This is a genomic window from Pseudomonas sp. FP1742 (genome assembly GCF_030687145.1).
Taxonomy (GTDB): domain Bacteria; phylum Pseudomonadota; class Gammaproteobacteria; order Pseudomonadales; family Pseudomonadaceae; genus Aquipseudomonas; species Aquipseudomonas frederiksbergensis_D.
In genome coordinates, this window is the sequence record NZ_CP117460.1 from 5,547,260 (window position 1) to 5,563,726 (window position 16,467).

Consider the following 16,467-nt stretch of genomic DNA (forward strand, 5'->3'; position numbering starts at 1 on the left):
TCTGACGGCTGAATTTGTTCAATAACTTGAATCAGCACAGAAGGCTGGATTCAGAAGTTAAAGTAGTTTGTTAAGAGTAAGATTTTTTCGGTATTACAAAAGCGCTTCTGCTATTGATTCAGCAGGGAGGGAAATTGCCATTACACACATCGCGCACATCACTGCCAAAGATTGAAGCAGAGAAGAAAAAAAGGTGGAGAGTCGATCTGTAAGCCGGGTTCTGTCTTGAACAGTCATTCGTCTACGATGGCCATCACTGGACATCTTTAGCAACCTACCCGGTCCCAGCGCGGGCCACGCCTTGGGACCCTATTTGGTCTTGCTCCAAGTGGGGTTTACCTAGCCACGAACTGTTGCCAGACGTGCGGTGCGCTCTTACCGCACCTTTTCACCCTTACCGGCGCCGAAGCGCTTAGGCGGTTATTTTCTGTGGCACTTTCCGTAGGCTCACGCCTCCCAGGCATTACCTGGCACTTCGCCCTATGGAGCCCGGACTTTCCTCCCCCCCCTAATTTTCATAGGAGGCAGCGACTGTCCGATCGACTCTCCGCCGCGAAGGTTAACGGCAGAGCGACCGAAGAACAAGCGCTAAAAGCCTCTGGCCGGCACTGTGCGTCGGTTTTTACTCGCCCTTCTGTTTATCCAGAGCGACCTGATAGAGCACATTCTTGCGCTCGCCGGTTATTTGCGCCGCCAATGCGGCCGCACGCTTGAGCGGCATTTCTTCGAGCAACAGATTGAGGATACGCATGGCCTCGCTGCTGACAGCGTCTTCTGTTTCCGGGGCAGTCCAGCCGGCGACCAGCACTACGCACTCACCGCGCTGCTGGTTGCTGTCCGATTCGACGAACTCGCGCAATTCGGCCAGCGGCAAGCCTTTAAGGGTTTCGAAGGTCTTGGTCAGTTCGCGCGCCAGCAACGCCGGGCGCTCGGCGCCGAAGACCAGCTCCATGTCCTGCAGGCATTCAAGGATGCGGTGGGGGGCTTCATAAAAAATCAGCGTGCGCGGCTCTTCTTTTATCAGCTCCAGGCGAGCGCGCCGGCCGACCGCCTTGGCCGGCAAAAACCCCTCGAAAATGAAACGGTCCGATGGCAACCCCGCCGCCGACAATGCCGCGATCAATGCGCAGGCGCCCGGAACCGGCACCACATTGATCCCGGCGGCGCGGGCCTGACGCACCAGGTGATAACCCGGATCGGAAATCAGCGGTGTCCCGGCGTCGGAGATCAACGCCACATCGTCGCCCGCCAACAGACGTGTGATAAAACGACTGCCTTCATCCCGCTCGTTGTGTTCATGGCAGGCCGCCAGCGGCGTGGGGATGCCGAAATGCTGCATCAATCGCTGGGAGTGACGAGTGTCTTCGGCAGCGATCAAGGAAACCTCGCGCAGGATCTTCAGCGCGCGCGCACTGATGTCGTCCAGGTTGCCGATGGGCGTCGCCACCACATAAAGCGAGCCAGCAGCGGAATTCAAAGCACCTGGAGCAGTCAAAGCGCACACCTCATGATCGGTAAAAGCCGCCATTGTAGCGCGTAGCGACATTCGTGATACCTGCGAGCAACCCTCGGTTTTCCGCCCTTTTGTGCAGTGCAGCAACATTTGCACGAGCTAAATTGATCGATTCACGCCAGTAACATCGCGCCCCGGCCAGCGCTTGGGTACAATTCCACGCTAATTTGATCGAGTATCAGGAACACTTACATGATCGCTTGCCTGCGGCTGTTCTCTGCCCTCTGCCTCGCTGCCTTGCTGGCGGCTTGCGCCAGCTCACCCTCCTCCAGCCTTGGCGAACTTCCTCGGACCCCGGATGCCAGTATCGAGCAACTGCTCGAACAGGCCGCCCAAAGCAAAACGCCGGACAAGGCAGCCTTGCTGCGCTTGAGTGCGGCTGACCTGGCTTATCGTCAGGGCAATGCCGGCCAGTCCGCGCAAATCCTGCAACAAGTACCGATGGAACAACTCAAGCCTGGCCAACAGGTCTTCGCCAGCACCCTGGCGGCTGAGTTGGCGATGGTGCGCAATCAACCCAAAGCGGCGCTGACGGCCTTGAGCCATCCGAGCCTGCAACGCCTGAGCGAACTGCCAGTCGAACAACAGGTTCGTACCGGCACCGTCCATGCCCGCGCCCTTGAGGCCGATGGCCAGACTCTGGCCGCCGCCCGGGAACGCATTTTCATCGCGCCCATGCTGAACGATGAAGCCGCGAGTAAAAACCACGAAGCCATCTGGACCCTGATCGCCTCGCTGCCAACCGATCAATTGCAGCCGACCACCGACGACGACCTCGGCGGCTGGTTGAGCCTGGCCCAGGCAGTGAAAACGGCCGGCACCCTGGAACAGCAACAAGCCGCGATCGACAACTGGCGCGCGAAGAATCCAAAGCACCCGGCTGCCATCCAGCTGCCGTTGCCACTGACCAAGCTTAAAGAACTGGCCAGCCAGCCCCTGAGCAAAATTGCCCTGCTGCTGCCGCAAGACGGCCCGCTGGCTTCGGTCGGCAAAGCATTACGCGAAGGCTTCATGGCCGCTCACTACCAGGCGCAACAAGCCGGGCAGAAGCCGCCAGCCATCGAGTTCTATGACAGCTCGCGCCTGACTTCCCTCGACGAGTTCTATCGCAAGGCCCAGGCCGACGGCGTGCAACTGGTGGTAGGACCGCTGGAAAAACCGCTGGTCAAACAACTCAGCGCTCGCCCGCAATTGCCGATCACCACTCTGGCGTTGAACTACAGCGAAGGCGAACAAGGTCCGGCCCAGCTGTTCCAGTTCGGCCTTGCCGCTGAAGACGAAGCGCGCGAAGTATCCCGTCGTGCACGCGCCGATGGCCTGCATCGCGCCGCCATCATGGTGCCGAAAGGCGAATGGGGCGACCGCGTACTCAGGGCGTTCAGCCAGGATTGGCAAGCCAACGGCGGCAGCATTGTCGCCACCGAGCGTGTCGATCAACCGGTGCAACTGGCCCAGCAGATTGCCGACATGTTCCAACTGCGCCAGAGCGAAGGCCGCGCCAAGAGCCTGCAAAGCACCGTTGGCTCGCAGGTAGCCGCCCAGCCTTCGCGTCGTCAGGACATCGAGTTCATCTTCCTGGCCGCAACCCCACAACAGGCTCAACAGATCAAACCGACCCTGAACTTCCAGTACGCGGGCGATGTACCGGTTTACGCCACCTCCCACGTGTTCAGCGCCAGCGGCGACCAGAACCAGTACAACGACATGAACGGCATTCGCTTCTGCGAAACCCCATGGCTGCTGGATGCCAACGACCCGCTGCGCAAACAGGTCACCGCACAATGGCCACAAGCCGGTGGCAGCCTGGGCCGTCTGTACGCGATGGGCGTTGACGCCTATCGCCTGGCACCGCGCCTGGGGCAACTCAAGGCCTTGCCGGACAGCCGCATCGAAGGCCAGTCGGGCAGCCTGGGCATGACTCAGAATCAACGGGTCGAGCGTCAGCTGCCATGGGCACAGTTCGTCAGTGGTCAGGTTCAACGCCTGCCGGACACCTCGCGCTGATGCCCGACAGGTCACGCCAGCAAAGCGGTAAGGATGCCGAGCGCCATGCGCTCGAGCATCTTCAACAACAGGGTCTGCGCCTGCTGGCGCAGAACTGGTTGTGTAAACGCGGCGAGCTTGATCTGGTCATGCTTGATGGCGATACAGTAGTATTCGTCGAAGTCCGCTACAGAAAAAACACCCAATGGGGTGGCGCACTCGATAGCATCGATGGGCGCAAACGGCAGAAACTGATTTTCGTCGCGCAGTATTTTCTTCAGCGCGAGTCGCGTTGGGCCAATTCCCCCTGCCGCTTCGACGTGGTTGCCATCGACAGCAACCTTGATCAGTTGAACTGGTTGCAGAATGCCTTCGACAGTTGATCGCTTGCACCCCGAACCGGACACTTTCACCCAACACTTTTGCTCTTTGCTTTGCGGGCTGCACATTCATGTGCCGAGTAGCCGCGCTAATTAAGGTCACACAGATGGACATGCAATCGCGAATTCGCCAGCTTTTTCAGGCCAGTATCGACACCAAGCAACAGGCGATGGACGTACTTGCACCGCACATCGAGCAAGCCAGCCAGGTCATGGTCAACGCCCTGCTCAACGAGGGTAAAATGCTGTCCTGCGGCAACGGCGGTTCCGCCGGTGATGCGCAGCACTTCTCGTCCGAGCTGCTCAACCGCTTCGAGCGCGAGCGCCCGAGCCTGCCGGCCATTGCATTGACCACCGACAGCTCGACGATCACCTCGATCGCCAACGATTACAGCTATAACGAAATATTCTCCAAACAGATCCGCGCCCTGGGCCAGCCGGGTGATGTATTGCTGGCGATTTCCACCAGCGGCAACTCGGCGAACATAATTCAAGCGATCCAGGCCGCACATGATCGCGAAATGATTGTCGTAGCATTGACGGGCCGTGATGGCGGCGGCATGGCGTCACTGCTATTGCCCGAGGACGTCGAGATTCGCGTACCGGCCAACGTCACTGCACGTATCCAGGAAGTCCACCTGCTGGCGATCCATTGCCTTTGCGATTTGATCGACAGCCAACTGTTCGGGAGTGAAGAATGACCCCTAATCGCCTAGGCCTTCTGGCCTTGACCCTGTGCCTCGGCATCAGCGGCTGCACCTCGGTGGTTAACGCCAGCCGCGAAGCGCCAATCGACGATGACCGTGGCACCCGCACCTTCGGCAGCAAAATCGACGACTCCCTGATCGAAACCAAGGCCGGTGTAAACATCGCCAAGGCCGATCCGGACCTGGACAACAACTCGCACATCGTCGTCACCAGCTTCAACGGCGTGGTGTTGCTGGCCGGGCAAACCCCGCGCGCCGACCTCAAGGCCAAGGCCGAACAGGTTGCCGCCTCCGTTCAGCGCGTGAAGAAGGTACACAACGAGCTGCAAGTGCTGCAGCCCTCCTCGCTGCTGGCGCGCCAGAACGACACGTGGCTGACCACCAAGATCAAGACCCAGATGCTCACCGATCCCTCTATCCCGGGCTCGCGCATCAAGGTCGTGACCGAAAACGGCATCGTGTATCTGCTCGGCCTGCTGACCAAGCAGGAAGCGGCGCAGGCGACCAATCTGGTGCAGGGCGTTTCCGGCGTGCAGAAGATCGTGAAGCTGTTTGAGTACATCGACTGATACTTGCTTACCGGCGATGGCATCCTTGAGATCGCCTTCGCCGGCAAGCCTGGCCCCTACAGTAATAAAAAAGGCGATCCTTGCGGATCGCCTTTTTTATTACTTCACCACCTTCAAACTTGGTCGACCGCTGGGACGCGGTGGCTCGCTGTCGGGTGGCGGAACATCATCATCCGGCTCGATGTCTTCCTCGTCCTCTAGCGGCGATTCCATATCGAACACCATGCCTTGGCCGTTCTCCCGAGCGTAAATGCCCAGGATCGACGCGATAGGCACGTACAGCGTGTGCGGCACACCACCGAAGCGCCCCTCGAAACTGACCGCCTCGTTATCCATGTGCAAATGACGCACGGCTGCCGGGGATACGTTCAGGACAATCTGCCCGTCACTGGCAAAACCCTGAGGCACCTGCACCGACGGATACTCGGAATTGACCAGCATGTGCGGGGTGCAATCGTTGTCCACAATCCACTCGTAGAGCGCGCGGACCAGATAAGGTCGACTGGAGTTCATAGCGGCTCCTTAAGCCTTAGCGCATATCGCGTTCGACACCAGACAGACTCGCCTGGAAAGCCTCACGCGCAAACGAGCGCTCCATGTAATCAAGCAGCGGCTTGGCAGGCCGCGGCAGTTCTATACCCAGAATCGGCAATCGCCAGAGTATTGGCAATAGGCAGCAATCCACCAGACTTTGTTCCTCACTGAGGAAAAACGGCTTGTCGGCGAATAACGGCGACACGCCTGTCAGGCTTTCGCGCAGCTCTTTACGAGCCACTACACGGGCTGCTTCCTTGGTCCGCGAATCCAGAATCAGATCCACCAGGCCACACCAGTCACGCTGAATACGATGAATCAGCAGACGGCTGTTGGCACGCGCCACGGGATAAACCGGCAGTAACGGCGGGTGCGGGTAACGCTCATCCAGATATTCCATCACCACGGTCGACTCCCACAACGCCAGGTCACGATCGACCAGGGTGGGCAGGCTTCCGTAAGGGTTCACTTCAATCAGTTTAGGTGGCTGGCGACCAGCCTCCACGTAAATGATCTCGGCGCTGACACCCTTCTCTGCAAGTACGATGCGCACTCGGTGGGAATAGTGGTCGGCGGGGTCGGAGTAACAGGCCAACCGATTGGTCACGCCCATGGCGGTCCTCCTCGCTTGTTGAAATTATCGAAAACGGAAAAACACGCGCGCCCAGAGGGCGCCTCCCGTAACGCCTGGATCACCAGACTCGTTACACCTTCAGAGACGCCCCTGGGCGCGCGCGATTAACAGCAATGGCTTACAGCTTAATCAATGGACGTCTTTCCAGTATTCACGCTTGAGCAAGTAAGCGAATACGAAGAAGAACGCCAGGTACAGCAACACATAGGTACCGATGCGCTGATGCTGCAGCTTCACCGGGTTGGCCGAATAGGCCAGGAAGGTCACCAGATTCTTGACCTTCTCGTTGAACTGCTCTTCGGTCAGCGTGCCGGTTTTCGGCAATACAGTCAGCTGATCGCACGCCTCATGGGTCAAGGCGGTGCCGGTCAGAGGATCGTATTGCTTCTTACCTTCGTCGACGACTTGAATCTGTTTACAGCCTACCACCTGACGACCCTGCAAGCCGACCAGAACATTAGGCATGCCGACGTTCGGGAACACCTTGTTGTTCACACCCCATGGGCGCGACGGGTCTTCATAGAACGAACGCAGGTAGCCGTAGAGCCAGTCAGTGCCACGCACACGAGCCACCAGGGTCAGGTCGGGCGGCGCCGCACCGAACCAGGCCTTGGCGTCAGCCGGCTGCATGCCGATGCTCATGTGGTCGCCAATCTTGGCGCCAGTGAACACCAGTTTCTCGAGCATCAGCTCATGAGGAATGCCGAGGTCATCGGCGACACGCTCGTAGCGCTGGAACTTGGCACTGTGGCAGCCCATGCAGTAGTTGGCGAATGTACGCGCGCCGTCTTGCATGGCGGCTTTGTCGGAAACGTCGATGTCGACCTTTTCCAGCTCGGGCCCACCCGGTTCGGCCGCAAAGGACAGTACAGGCATCGCCGCAAGAATCAGTACAGCAAATAGCTTTTTCATCAGCCAGTCACCCTTTCCGGAACCGGTTTGGTCTTCTCGAGCCTGGTGTAGAACGGCATCAGAATGAAGTAGGCGAAGTACAGGAAGGTACATACCTGCGACAGCAACGTACGCTCCGGGGTAGGCGCCATGACACCCAGCCAACCAAGAATCAGGAAGGAGATGCAGAACACCCAGAGCCAGATCTTGCTCAGCCAGCCCTTGTAGCGCATGGACTTGACCGGGCTACGGTCAAGCCAGGGCAGGACGAACAGCAAGGCAATCGAAGCACCCATGGCAACAACACCCAGGAGCTTGTCCGGAACCGCCCGCAGAATCGCGTAGAACGGTGTGAAGTACCAGACCGGAGCGATGTGCACAGGAGTCTTGAAGGCATTCGCCACTTCAAAGTTCGGCTTCTCGAGGAAGTAGCCGCCCATTTCCGGGAAGAAGAATACGATCGTGCAGAAGATGAACAGGAACACCACCACGCCGACGATATCTTTCACGGTGTAGTACGGGTGGAAGGCAATGCCGTCCAGCGGTACGCCGTTTTCGTCTTTGTGTTTCTTGATGTCCACGCCGTCCGGGTTGTTCGAACCGACTTCGTGCAGCGCCAGAATGTGCAGTACCACCAGACCGAGGATCACGATCGGCAAGGCCACCACATGCAGGGCGAAGAAGCGGTTCAGGGTAATACCGGAAATCAGGTAGTCACCACGGATCCACTGGGTCAGGTCGTTACCGATGACCGGGATCGCACCGAACAGCGAGATGATCACCTGGGCACCCCAGTAGGACATCTGGCCCCACGGCAGCAGGTAACCCATGAAGGCTTCAGCCATCAGCGCCAGGTAGATCAGCATGCCGAACACCCACACCAGCTCGCGCGGCTTCTGGTACGAACCGTAGAGCAGGCCACGGAACATGTGCAGATAAACCACGATGAAGAACGCCGAAGCGCCGGTGGAGTGCAACAGACGCAGGATCGAGCCGTACTCGACGTCGCGCATGATGTATTCGACGGAAGCAAACGCTTCTTCCGCCGACGGGGTGTAGCTCATGGTCAGCCAGACACCGGTAACGATCTGGTTGACCAGAACGAGCAGCGCCAGGGAGCCAAAGAAATAGAAGAAGTTGAAGTTCTTCGGGGCGTAATACTTGCTGAGATGGTCTTCCCACATTTTGGTTGCGGGAAAGCGCGCATCAACCCAATCCATGAACTTGCTCATCACGCTTTCTCCGTATCGACGCCAATGACAATGATGTCATCGGTCTCATAGGAATGCGGGGGAACTGGCAGGTTCAAAGGCGCGGGTTGCGACTTGTAGACGCGGCCAGCCAAATCGTAGTGGGAACCGTGGCAAGGGCAGAAGTAGCCCCCGACCCAATCCTTGCCCAGATCGGCAGGTGCCACTTCCGGACGGAAGGTCGGTGAGCACCCCAGGTGAGTACAGATACCGATCAGCAGCAGGACTTGCGGCTTGATCGAACGCGTTTGCGGGTCGACATAAGCCGGTTGTGTCGAGTTCTTGGAGGTGGGGTCAGACAACTGGCCCTCGATCTTTTTCAGATTCCCCAGGATTTCCTCGGTACGGCGGACGATGAACACCGGCTGGCCGCGCCACTCAGCAATCATTTGCTGACCTGGCTCGATTTTGCTGACATTCACTTTCACCGGTGCACCTGCGGCTTTCGCCTTGGCACTGGGAAACCATGACCCCACGAACGGGACCGCAGCCCCCACCGCTCCTGCAGCACCCACCACGGATGTGGCTGCTACCAAGAAGCGACGCCGGCCTGCATTCACGCCGTCATTGCTCATTCAGTCCTCTCCCATCAGCTTTGTGGCCTGTTAAATCAGGCGTCTACTAAGTAAAAATCTGAACTTATAAAAATTTTGCCGAATGGTAATGAAAAGCCCCAATTCTGACAAGGTAATTACCGAAGGGCTCCACTGCCAAGCCTTGCAGTATAGGGCCTCTGCGGATGTGGCAAGTTGTCACAGCGTAATTCCCTGATAAATCGCGCCCATAAAAAAACGCCCAGCTTCGCGAGAAGCTGGGCGTTCTTTTTGAACGTGAAAGCGAATTAACGCTTCGAGTACTGCGGACGCTTACGCGCTTTACGCAGACCGACTTTCTTACGTTCAACTTCACGTGCATCGCGGGTTACGAAGCCGGCTTTGCGCAGAGCACCGCGCAGAGTTTCGTCGTAGTCCATCAGAGCGCGAGTGATACCGTGGCGGATTGCGCCAGCTTGACCACTTACACCACCGCCGATCACGGTGACGTAGATGTCGAACTTCTCGACAGTCTCAGTCAATTCCAGCGGCTGACGAACTACCATGCGGGCAGTTTCGCGGCCGAAGAAATTATCCAGCGAACGGTTGTTGATGGAGATGTTACCAGTGCCCGGACGCAGGAAAACGCGTGCGGTTGCAGTCTTGCGACGGCCAGTGCCGTAATTTTGAGTCGCCGACATAATGAACTATTCCGTTAAAACTTCAGTTCTTGGGGCTGCTGAGCAGTATGAGGGTGAGCAGCGCCCGCATAGACTTTCAGCTTACGATACATGTCGCGACCCAGCGGGTTCTTAGGCAGCATGCCTTTGACCGCGGTCTCGATCACGCGCTCAGGGGCTTTAGCGATCAGCTTTTCGAAGTTGATCGACTTGATGCCGCCCGGGAAACCGGAGTGGGAGTAGTACATTTTGTCAGTGGTTTTAGCGCCAGTAACACGTACTTGCTCGGCGTTGATTACGACGATGTAGTCGCCGGTGTCAACGTGAGGAGTGTACTCAGCCTTGTGCTTGCCACGCAGACGGCTCGCGATTTCAGTGGCCAGACGACCCAGGGTCTGACCAGCAGCGTCGACGACAAACCAGTCGCGCTTTACTGTTTCCGGTTTAGCAGTAAAAGTTTTCATTCTTTATAGCCTCAGGGGCCGCCCTGTAAATTAGACGGCGGATCTTACTGAATAGTGCGTACTTTGACAAGTCAAAGGCAGCCGGATACAGACGCTTTCGGGGGCTCGGGTCGGCGCGTCCGTTCAACGGCAAGATTCTTCGGCGGCGGCGCATCACTTCCACTGCAGAAAGAGGTGCGCAATTATGCAGATTGCGAAAAATATTTCAACCTGCTTTTATGATTGTTTTGCCCAAGGAGCACCCGATGGACTATCGCCAGCTAGGCCGTACCGATCTGAACGTGAGTGCACTCTGCCTCGGCACCATGACCTGGGGCGAGCAAAACAGCGAGGCTGAAGCCTTCGCCCAGATCGAACGGGCCAAGAGCGCCGGGATCAATTTCATCGACACCGCCGAAATGTACCCGGTACCGCCCAAGGCCGAAACCTACGCCACCACCGAACGTTACATCGGCAACTATTTCAAAAGCCGCGGTGACCGCGCCGACTGGATCCTGGCGAGCAAGATCGCTGGCCCCGGCAACACCATCGATTACATTCGCGACAAAAACCTGCGGCACAACCGCCAACACATCAGCGAAGCCGTGGACGCCAGTCTCAAGCGCTTGCAGACCGATTACATCGACCTCTATCAACTGCACTGGCCGGAACGCAGCACCAATTTCTTCGGTCAGCTGGGTTACAAACACAAGATCGAAGCCAATCTAACGCCACTGGAAGACACCCTCGAAGCGCTGGACGAGCAGGTCAAGGCCGGCAAGATCCGCCACATCGGCCTGTCCAATGAAACCCCGTGGGGCACCATGCGCTTCCTCGCCCTCGCCGAAGCCCGTGGCTGGCCACGCGCGGTGTCGATCCAGAACCCCTACAACCTGCTCAATCGCAGCTTCGAAGTCGGCCTGGCGGAGATCGCGATCCGCGAACAATGCGGTCTGCTCGCCTACTCACCCTTGGCGTTCGGCTTCCTGTCGGGCAAATACGAAGGTGGCGCGCGCCCGCCCAAAGGTCGCCTGAGCCTCTACAGCCGCTTCAGCCGCTATTTCAACCCACAGTCGGAAGCAGCGTGCAGTCGTTACGTGGCACTGGCCCGTAAACACGGCCTGGACCCGGCGCAGATGGCGCTGGCGTTCGTCACACAACAGCCATTCGTGACCAGCAACATCATTGGCGCCACCACGCTTGAGCAACTGGACAGCAACATTGCCAGTGTCGATTTGAAGCTGTCGGATGAAGTGCTGGCAGGCATTGAGGCGATTCACCAGGATCAGCCGAATCCTGCGCCGTAACTTACGTCGACGATCGTTCCCACGCAGAGCATGGGAACGATCACGCTGCATTACAGCGACCGCGCAATAATCTCCTTCATGATTTCATTGGTCCCGGCATAGATCCGCTGCACCCGCGCATCCGCCCATGCCCGGGCGATCGGGTATTCCCACATGAAGCCGTAACCGCCATGCAACTGCACGCATTCGTCGAGCACCTTGCATTGCAGGTCGGTGCCCCAGTACTTGGCCATCGCCGCCGTCGGCACGTCGAGCTTGCCTTGCAGATGCAGTTCCAGGCAACGATCGACGAAGACCCGGCCGATCTGGATCTCGGTCGCCATTTCAGCGAGCTTGAAGCGGGTATTCTGGAAGTCGGCGATAGCCTTGCCGAACGCCTTGCGCTCACGGGTGTAATCCAGCGTCCATTGCAACGCCGCTTCGGCTGACGCCAAGCCACCCACCGCGACCGTCAAGCGCTCCTGCGGCAACTCTTGCATCAGGTAAGCGAAGCCCATCCCGGCCTGGCCCAGCAGGTTTTCCTTGGGCACTCGAACGTCCTGAAAGAACAGCTCCGAGGTGTCTTGAGCCTTCATGCCGACCTTTTCCAGACGCTTGCCCTTGGCGAAACCCGGCGTGTTGGCCTCCACCAGAAACAGACTGGTGCCCTTCGCCCCCGCCTTGGGATCAGTCTTGGCCACAACGATCACCAGGTCAGCCAGAAAGCCGTTGGTGATGAAGGTCTTCGAACCGTTGATCACGTATTCGTCACCCTCCAGCACGGCGGTGGTTTTCACCCCTTGCAGATCGGAACCGGCACCCGGCTCGGTCATGGCAATGGCCGTCACCATTTCGCCAGACACCAGCTTGGGCAGGTATTTGTGCTTCAGCGCTTCACTGCCGTAATGCAGGATGTAAGGCGCAACAATGTCCGAATGGAGAGAAAAGCCGATCCCGGTCAACCCCAGGCGGCCGATCTCCTCGATCACCACCGTGCTGTAGAGAAAGTCAGCGCCCAGCCCGCCGTATTCTTCCGGCAGATGGGAACAGAGCATCCCCGCCTCCCCCGCCTTGTTCCAGAGATTGCGGTCGATATAGCCTTGTTTTTCCCATTGCCCATGGAACGGCAAGGCCTCTTTTTCGAGGAACGTTCGCACGCTGTCGCGAAAAAGTTCGTGGTCGGGGCTGAACAAGGTTCTGGGGATCATGCGGCACCTGTCGTTATTGTTAGACGGAATTGACCTTCAGAGACTAAGCCTCGCTTCCGATACAGGACACTGGACACATCCGACAAAAAATAAGACGATCCAGCCGTCTGGTGACCACTTTCCCCTATAAAAATAAAGTTGAATTATGTCTAACCAAGTCTCAAAGCCCTTGCGGCGCGTCAGTATCCTGGCTATCGACCGGGTTTTCGCTTCCACCCTCATGCAAGCCAAGGATTTCTTCCACCTGGCCAGCCTGCGCTATGGCAAACAACTGGGCCAAGGCCTGACACCGGCGTTTGAAACCCGGTTGGTCAGCCCCGACGGCAAACCGGTGAACAGCTTCAGCGACGTGATCATGCCGGTGGACGGCGGCCTGGAAAATGCCGATGTCATCATCCTCCCCGCCTTCTGGGACGATTTCGACACTCTATGCAAACGTTATCCACAGGTCCTGCCATGGCTGCGCGAGCAACACGCCCGTGGCGCCGTGCTTTGCGGCGAGGCCACGGGGGTGTTCTGGCTCGCCGAAGCCGGGCTGCTCAACGGCAAGGAAGCGACCACTTACTGGCGTTTCTTCAACGCCTTCGCCGAACGCTTCCCGCAGGTTCAGCTCAATCAGGACAAACACCTGACCGACGCCGACAACCTGTATTGCGCCGGCGGCACCACCTCGGCCTGTGACCTCTACATTTACCTGATCGAGCGCTTTTGCGGCGCCAACGTCGCCCAGGCCGTGGCCCGCGACATTCTCTACGAAGTGCAGCGCAGCTATGCGCCGGGACGAATCGGCTTCGGCGGGCAAAAACTTCATCAGGACGTGATCATCCTGCAAATCCAGCATTGGCTCGAAGAGCACTTCGCCGATAAATTCCGCTTCGAAGACGTGGCCCGCGAACACGGCATGAGCATCCGCAACTTCATGCGCCGCTTCCAGACCGCCACCGGCGACAAGCCGCTGCATTACCTGCAACGGCTGCGCATCGAGACGGCCAAGGGCTTGCTGTCCGGCAGCCGCAAGAGCATCAAGACCATCAGCTATGAAGTCGGTTACGACGATGCGAGCTTCTTCGCCCGGCTGTTCCGCCAGCATACGGAGCTGTCGCCGAACCAGTATCGGCAGCAGTTTCAGCAGGCGGCTTAAGGACTAGACACAAATCCAATGTGGGAGCGGGCTTGCCCGCGAAAGCGGTGTATCAGTCGACATCAATGTTGAATGTCAGACAGCTTTCGCGAGCAAGCCCGCTCCCACAGGAAATCTGCCGCGCATGAAAAAGGCCTGCATTGCAGGCCTTTTTCATTTGCGAAATATCTTACGGCTTGTGCGCCCGGGACAGGAACTCGTGTGATTGCATCTCCAGCAAGCGGCTAAGCGTGCGCTGGAACTCGAAGGTCAGGCGACCGCCGGTGTAGAGGTCTTTAAGCTCGACTTCGGCAGAGATGATCAGCTTCACGTTACGGTCGTAGAACTCGTCGACCATGTTGATAAAACGCCGGGCGATGTCGTCGGTGGTGACACTCATCTGCTCGACATTGCTGAGCAACACAGCATGGAAGATCTTGCCCAGCTCGATGTAATCGTTCTGGCTACGTGGGCCGTCGCAGAGCTCGCGGAAGTCGAACCAGGCCACGTCATCGCAGGTACGCACGGCACGGATTTCACGATTCTCGATCACCAGTACATCGTTCTCGATGGCTGCCGTGCATTCCGGCGTCAGGGCCCGGAAGCTCTTGCGCAGGCTTTCCTGGGCGGCCTCGTCCAGCGGGAAGTGGAACAGCTCCGCTTGCTCCAGGTGACGCAGACGGTAATCGACGCCGCTGTCGACGTTGACGATCTCGGTGTTCTGTTTGATCAGCGCAATGGCCGGCAGGAAGCGCGCTCGTTGCAGACCGTCCTTGTACAGACCGTCCGGCACGATGTTCGAGGTCGCGACCAGGGTCACGCCGTTCTTGAACAGCTCTTCCATCAGCGTGCCCAGGATCATGGCGTCGGTGATGTCGGAGACGAAAAACTCATCGAAACAAATCACTCGCGATTCGTCGGAGAAACGCTTGGCGATGATGGTCAGCGGGTTTTTCTCGCCGCCCAGCGTCTTCATTTCTTCGTGTACGCGCTTCATGAAGCGGTGGAAGTGAGTGCGGGTCTTTTCCTTGAACGGCAGCGCTTCGAAGAAGGTGTCGACCAGGTAAGTCTTGCCGCGACCAACGCCGCCCCAGAAGTACAGACCCTTGACCGGCACCTGGTCTTTCTTGCCAAATAGTTTGCCGAGCAGGCCTGGCTTGTTCTGCGAGGCTGCGACCAGATCGTCGTACAGGCGCTGCAAATGACGCACCGCCGTTTCCTGGGCTGCATCATGGAAGAATTCCGGGCGTTTCAGATCAGCTTGATATCGTTCTAGGGGCGTCATAATTCGTTAGCAAGGCAACAAAAACGGGCCGTCACTGTAGCGACGGCCCGTGGGAATGGCAATCGGCCCTTGGTCGGACCGAGCCGTTGGTTATTCCTGAATCGGTGTCAACGCAACCCGCAACGCGTCGATGGCCGCATCACGAGCAGCGCTGTCGGCGAAGGCCGGGCTGTCGGCAACGCACTCGCCTTCCAGCCACACGCTGAAGCTCAGGTCTTCACTGCGTACGTCCAGCGGTTGGCCGGATTGCAGCTGTTTGGTCACTTGTCCTGCGGTTTTGCCGTCAGCGAAGTGGCGCGACAACAGCAGTTGTTCGCCATCGGCCGCCAGCAGACGGAAGCGGAAACTGCCGTCGTCTTCACGGAAGCTGACAAAACGCGCGGCTTTCGCGGCTTTCTTCTTGGTGACCGCAGCGACTTGGGTCTGGGCAATGAAAGAGCGCAGGCCGACTGCTTCACGCAGCTCGCCAAGGAACGGCGTGGCCACGGCACGGGCCTTTTTGGCGCCGATCTGCAGGATGTCTTCCAGGTCTGCCGGGCGCTCGATCAACTGGTGATAACGTTCGCGGGACTCGCCCAGCTCGCTGTCGAGCAGTTGGAACAGTCGGTTCTTCGCCTCCCCCCAACCCAGGCCCTGGAGCAATTCGCTGCGGAACTCGTCGGACTGTGCCGGTGTTGCGAAGGCCTGGAACAAGGTGAACAGGTGCGAATTGTCCGGATCCTTGGCTTCGCCCGGAGCACGGGAGTCGGTGACGATCCGCGAGATCGCGTCTTTCATCTCTTTGGCGCTGCTGAACAACGGGATGGTGTTGTCGTAGCTCTTCGACATCTTGCGACCGTCGAGGCCTGGCAAGGTGGCGACGCTTTCCTCGATCAGCGCCTCGGGCATGGTGAAGAACTCCTTGCCCTGGCCGAACAAGTGGTTGAAGCGCTGGCCGATGTCACGGGCCATTTCCACGTGCTGGATCTGGTCACGGCCCACCGGCACCTTGTGGGCATTGAACATCAGGATGTCCGCTGCCATCAGCACCGGGTAGCTGTACAGGCCCATGGTGATGCCCGCATCCGGGTCTTCGCCGTTCTCGACGTTCTTGTCCACCGATGCCTTGTAGGCGTGGGCACGGTTGAGCAGCCCCTTGGCGGCCACGCAGGTCAGCAGCCAGGTCAGCTCAGGGATTTCCGGGATGTCGGACTGACGATAGAAGGTCACGCGATCCACATCCAGACCACCGGCCAGCCAGGTCGCGGCGATTTCCAGACGCGAGCGCTGGATGCGCAGCGGGTCATCGCATTTGATCAGGGCGTGGTAGTCGGCCAGGAAGTAGAACGAATCGGCATTGCTGTCACGGCTGGCAAGAATCGCCGGGCGGATAGCCCCGGCGTAGTTGCCCAGGTGTGGCGTGCCGGTGGTGGTGATGCCGGTGAGGATACGGGTACGAGTCGTCATGGGTA

General features: G+C 58.5%; 17 protein-coding genes and 1 other RNA gene. 6 read left to right on the plus strand and 12 right to left on the minus strand.

The window, feature by feature from the left end:
- Positions 1–193 precede the first annotated feature (193 nt).
- Positions 194–547: RNase P RNA component class A (rnpB, locus tag PSH64_RS25070), an RNA gene on the minus strand.
- Positions 548–622: 75 nt separating this feature from the next.
- Positions 623–1,528: a 16S rRNA (cytidine(1402)-2'-O)-methyltransferase gene (gene rsmI, locus PSH64_RS25075; RefSeq protein ID WP_181150730.1), complete on the minus strand. Its 906-nt coding sequence runs from the start codon at positions 1,526–1,528 to the stop codon at positions 623–625.
- A 177-nt stretch (positions 1,529–1,705) separates the two neighbouring features.
- On the opposite strand from rsmI, the gene PSH64_RS25080 reads away from it, so the two are divergent.
- The 4 genes from PSH64_RS25080 to PSH64_RS25095 all read left to right on the plus strand — a co-directional run bounded on the left by PSH64_RS25080 (position 1,706) and on the right by PSH64_RS25095 (position 5,152).
- Complete coding sequence (locus PSH64_RS25080) at positions 1,706–3,517, plus strand: penicillin-binding protein activator (RefSeq protein WP_105347895.1); 1,812 nt, start codon at positions 1,706–1,708, stop codon at positions 3,515–3,517.
- Positions 3,517–3,879 carry a YraN family protein gene (locus PSH64_RS25085; RefSeq protein WP_305481207.1) on the plus strand — a complete coding sequence of 121 codons (363 nt, stop codon included), beginning with the start codon at positions 3,517–3,519 and terminating at the stop codon, positions 3,877–3,879. Before PSH64_RS25080 ends, PSH64_RS25085 begins: the two co-directional genes overlap by 1 nt.
- A 104-nt stretch (positions 3,880–3,983) precedes the next feature.
- A complete protein-coding gene (locus tag PSH64_RS25090) occupies positions 3,984–4,577 on the plus strand; it encodes a phosphoheptose isomerase (protein WP_007904374.1) in 594 nt (197 codons plus the stop codon).
- Positions 4,574–5,152 carry a BON domain-containing protein gene (locus tag PSH64_RS25095; protein ID WP_019582358.1) on the plus strand — a complete coding sequence of 193 codons (579 nt, stop codon included), beginning with the start codon at positions 4,574–4,576 and terminating at the stop codon, positions 5,150–5,152. The genes PSH64_RS25090 and PSH64_RS25095 overlap by 4 nt, the downstream gene beginning before the upstream one ends.
- Before the next feature lie 99 nt (positions 5,153–5,251).
- Here PSH64_RS25095 and PSH64_RS25100 read toward each other — a convergent pair whose 3' ends face one another.
- The 7 genes from PSH64_RS25100 to rplM all read right to left on the minus strand — a co-directional run bounded on the left by PSH64_RS25100 (position 5,252) and on the right by rplM (position 10,138).
- Positions 5,252–5,665: a ClpXP protease specificity-enhancing factor gene (locus PSH64_RS25100; RefSeq protein WP_018930121.1), complete on the minus strand. Its 414-nt coding sequence runs from the start codon at positions 5,663–5,665 to the stop codon at positions 5,252–5,254.
- 16 nt (positions 5,666–5,681) lie between these two features.
- The gene (locus PSH64_RS25105; RefSeq protein ID WP_007905304.1) at positions 5,682–6,299 is read right to left on the minus strand and encodes a glutathione S-transferase N-terminal domain-containing protein; all 618 of its coding nucleotides are present in this window, start codon (positions 6,297–6,299) and stop codon (positions 5,682–5,684) included.
- A gap of 150 nt (positions 6,300–6,449) precedes the next feature.
- A complete protein-coding gene (locus PSH64_RS25110) occupies positions 6,450–7,232 on the minus strand; it encodes a cytochrome c1 (RefSeq protein WP_305479013.1) in 783 nt (260 codons plus the stop codon).
- Positions 7,232–8,443 carry a cytochrome bc complex cytochrome b subunit gene (locus tag PSH64_RS25115; protein ID WP_305479015.1) on the minus strand — a complete coding sequence of 404 codons (1,212 nt, stop codon included), beginning with the start codon at positions 8,441–8,443 and terminating at the stop codon, positions 7,232–7,234. The genes PSH64_RS25110 and PSH64_RS25115 overlap by 1 nt, the downstream gene beginning before the upstream one ends.
- On the minus strand, positions 8,443–9,036 hold the full coding sequence (gene petA / locus PSH64_RS25120; RefSeq protein ID WP_105347901.1) for a ubiquinol-cytochrome c reductase iron-sulfur subunit: 594 nt from the start codon (positions 9,034–9,036) through the stop codon (positions 8,443–8,445). The genes PSH64_RS25115 and petA overlap by 1 nt, the downstream gene beginning before the upstream one ends.
- A gap of 266 nt (positions 9,037–9,302) precedes the next feature.
- Positions 9,303–9,695, minus strand: a complete 393-nt coding sequence (rpsI, locus tag PSH64_RS25125) for a 30S ribosomal protein S9 (protein WP_003205364.1) — start codon at positions 9,693–9,695, stop codon at positions 9,303–9,305.
- 14 nt (positions 9,696–9,709) lie between these two features.
- The gene (gene rplM, locus PSH64_RS25130) at positions 9,710–10,138 is read right to left on the minus strand and encodes a 50S ribosomal protein L13 (RefSeq protein ID WP_007939824.1); all 429 of its coding nucleotides are present in this window, start codon (positions 10,136–10,138) and stop codon (positions 9,710–9,712) included.
- A gap of 245 nt (positions 10,139–10,383) precedes the next feature.
- Here rplM and PSH64_RS25135 point away from each other — a divergent pair, with 245 nt between their 5' ends.
- Positions 10,384–11,424 carry an NADP(H)-dependent aldo-keto reductase gene (locus PSH64_RS25135; RefSeq protein ID WP_305479017.1) on the plus strand — a complete coding sequence of 347 codons (1,041 nt, stop codon included), beginning with the start codon at positions 10,384–10,386 and terminating at the stop codon, positions 11,422–11,424.
- Positions 11,425–11,474: 50 nt separating this feature from the next.
- Here the strand turns inward: PSH64_RS25135 and PSH64_RS25140 are convergent, their stop codons facing one another.
- Positions 11,475–12,611 (minus strand): acyl-CoA dehydrogenase family protein, encoded by a 1,137-nt coding sequence (locus PSH64_RS25140; protein WP_305479018.1) that lies wholly within the window; start codon positions 12,609–12,611, stop codon positions 11,475–11,477.
- A gap of 244 nt (positions 12,612–12,855) precedes the next feature.
- Here PSH64_RS25140 and PSH64_RS25145 point away from each other — a divergent pair, with 244 nt between their 5' ends.
- Complete coding sequence (locus PSH64_RS25145; RefSeq protein WP_181150731.1) at positions 12,856–13,752, plus strand: GlxA family transcriptional regulator; 897 nt, start codon at positions 12,856–12,858, stop codon at positions 13,750–13,752.
- Between the two features lie 169 nt (positions 13,753–13,921).
- On the opposite strand, the gene zapE is transcribed toward PSH64_RS25145, so the two are convergent.
- Entirely contained in the window at positions 13,922–15,016 is a 1,095-nt protein-coding gene (gene zapE / locus PSH64_RS25150) for a cell division protein ZapE (protein WP_305479020.1), read from the minus strand.
- A gap of 90 nt (positions 15,017–15,106) precedes the next feature.
- Positions 15,107–16,462, minus strand: a complete 1,356-nt coding sequence (locus PSH64_RS25155; RefSeq protein WP_305479022.1) for a tryptophan--tRNA ligase — start codon at positions 16,460–16,462, stop codon at positions 15,107–15,109.
- Positions 16,463–16,467: the final 5 nt, after the last annotated feature.

Excerpts from the sequence above, each read along its gene's own strand:
- rsmI (WP_181150730.1), bottom strand. The coding sequence starts at position 1,528 with ATGGCGGCTTTTACCGATCATGAGGTGTGCGCTTTGACTGCTCCAGGT.
- PSH64_RS25080 (WP_105347895.1), top strand. The coding sequence starts at position 1,706 with ATGATCGCTTGCCTGCGGCTGTTCTCTGCCCTCTGCCTCGCTGCCTTG.
- PSH64_RS25085 (WP_305481207.1), top strand. The coding sequence starts at position 3,517 with ATGCCCGACAGGTCACGCCAGCAAAGCGGTAAGGATGCCGAGCGCCAT.
- PSH64_RS25090 (WP_007904374.1), top strand. The coding sequence starts at position 3,984 with ATGGACATGCAATCGCGAATTCGCCAGCTTTTTCAGGCCAGTATCGAC.
- PSH64_RS25095 (WP_019582358.1), top strand. The coding sequence starts at position 4,574 with ATGACCCCTAATCGCCTAGGCCTTCTGGCCTTGACCCTGTGCCTCGGC.
- PSH64_RS25100 (WP_018930121.1), bottom strand. The coding sequence starts at position 5,665 with ATGAACTCCAGTCGACCTTATCTGGTCCGCGCGCTCTACGAGTGGATT.
- PSH64_RS25105 (WP_007905304.1), bottom strand. The coding sequence starts at position 6,299 with ATGGGCGTGACCAATCGGTTGGCCTGTTACTCCGACCCCGCCGACCAC.
- PSH64_RS25110 (WP_305479013.1), bottom strand. The coding sequence starts at position 7,232 with ATGAAAAAGCTATTTGCTGTACTGATTCTTGCGGCGATGCCTGTACTG.
- PSH64_RS25115 (WP_305479015.1), bottom strand. The coding sequence starts at position 8,443 with ATGAGCAAGTTCATGGATTGGGTTGATGCGCGCTTTCCCGCAACCAAA.
- petA (WP_105347901.1), bottom strand. The coding sequence starts at position 9,036 with ATGAGCAATGACGGCGTGAATGCAGGCCGGCGTCGCTTCTTGGTAGCA.
- rpsI (WP_003205364.1), bottom strand. The coding sequence starts at position 9,695 with ATGTCGGCGACTCAAAATTACGGCACTGGCCGTCGCAAGACTGCAACC.
- rplM (WP_007939824.1), bottom strand. The coding sequence starts at position 10,138 with ATGAAAACTTTTACTGCTAAACCGGAAACAGTAAAGCGCGACTGGTTT.
- PSH64_RS25135 (WP_305479017.1), top strand. The coding sequence starts at position 10,384 with ATGGACTATCGCCAGCTAGGCCGTACCGATCTGAACGTGAGTGCACTC.
- PSH64_RS25140 (WP_305479018.1), bottom strand. The coding sequence starts at position 12,611 with ATGATCCCCAGAACCTTGTTCAGCCCCGACCACGAACTTTTTCGCGAC.
- zapE (WP_305479020.1), bottom strand. The coding sequence starts at position 15,016 with ATGACGCCCCTAGAACGATATCAAGCTGATCTGAAACGCCCGGAATTC.
- PSH64_RS25155 (WP_305479022.1), bottom strand. The coding sequence starts at position 16,462 with ATGACGACTCGTACCCGTATCCTCACCGGCATCACCACCACCGGCACG.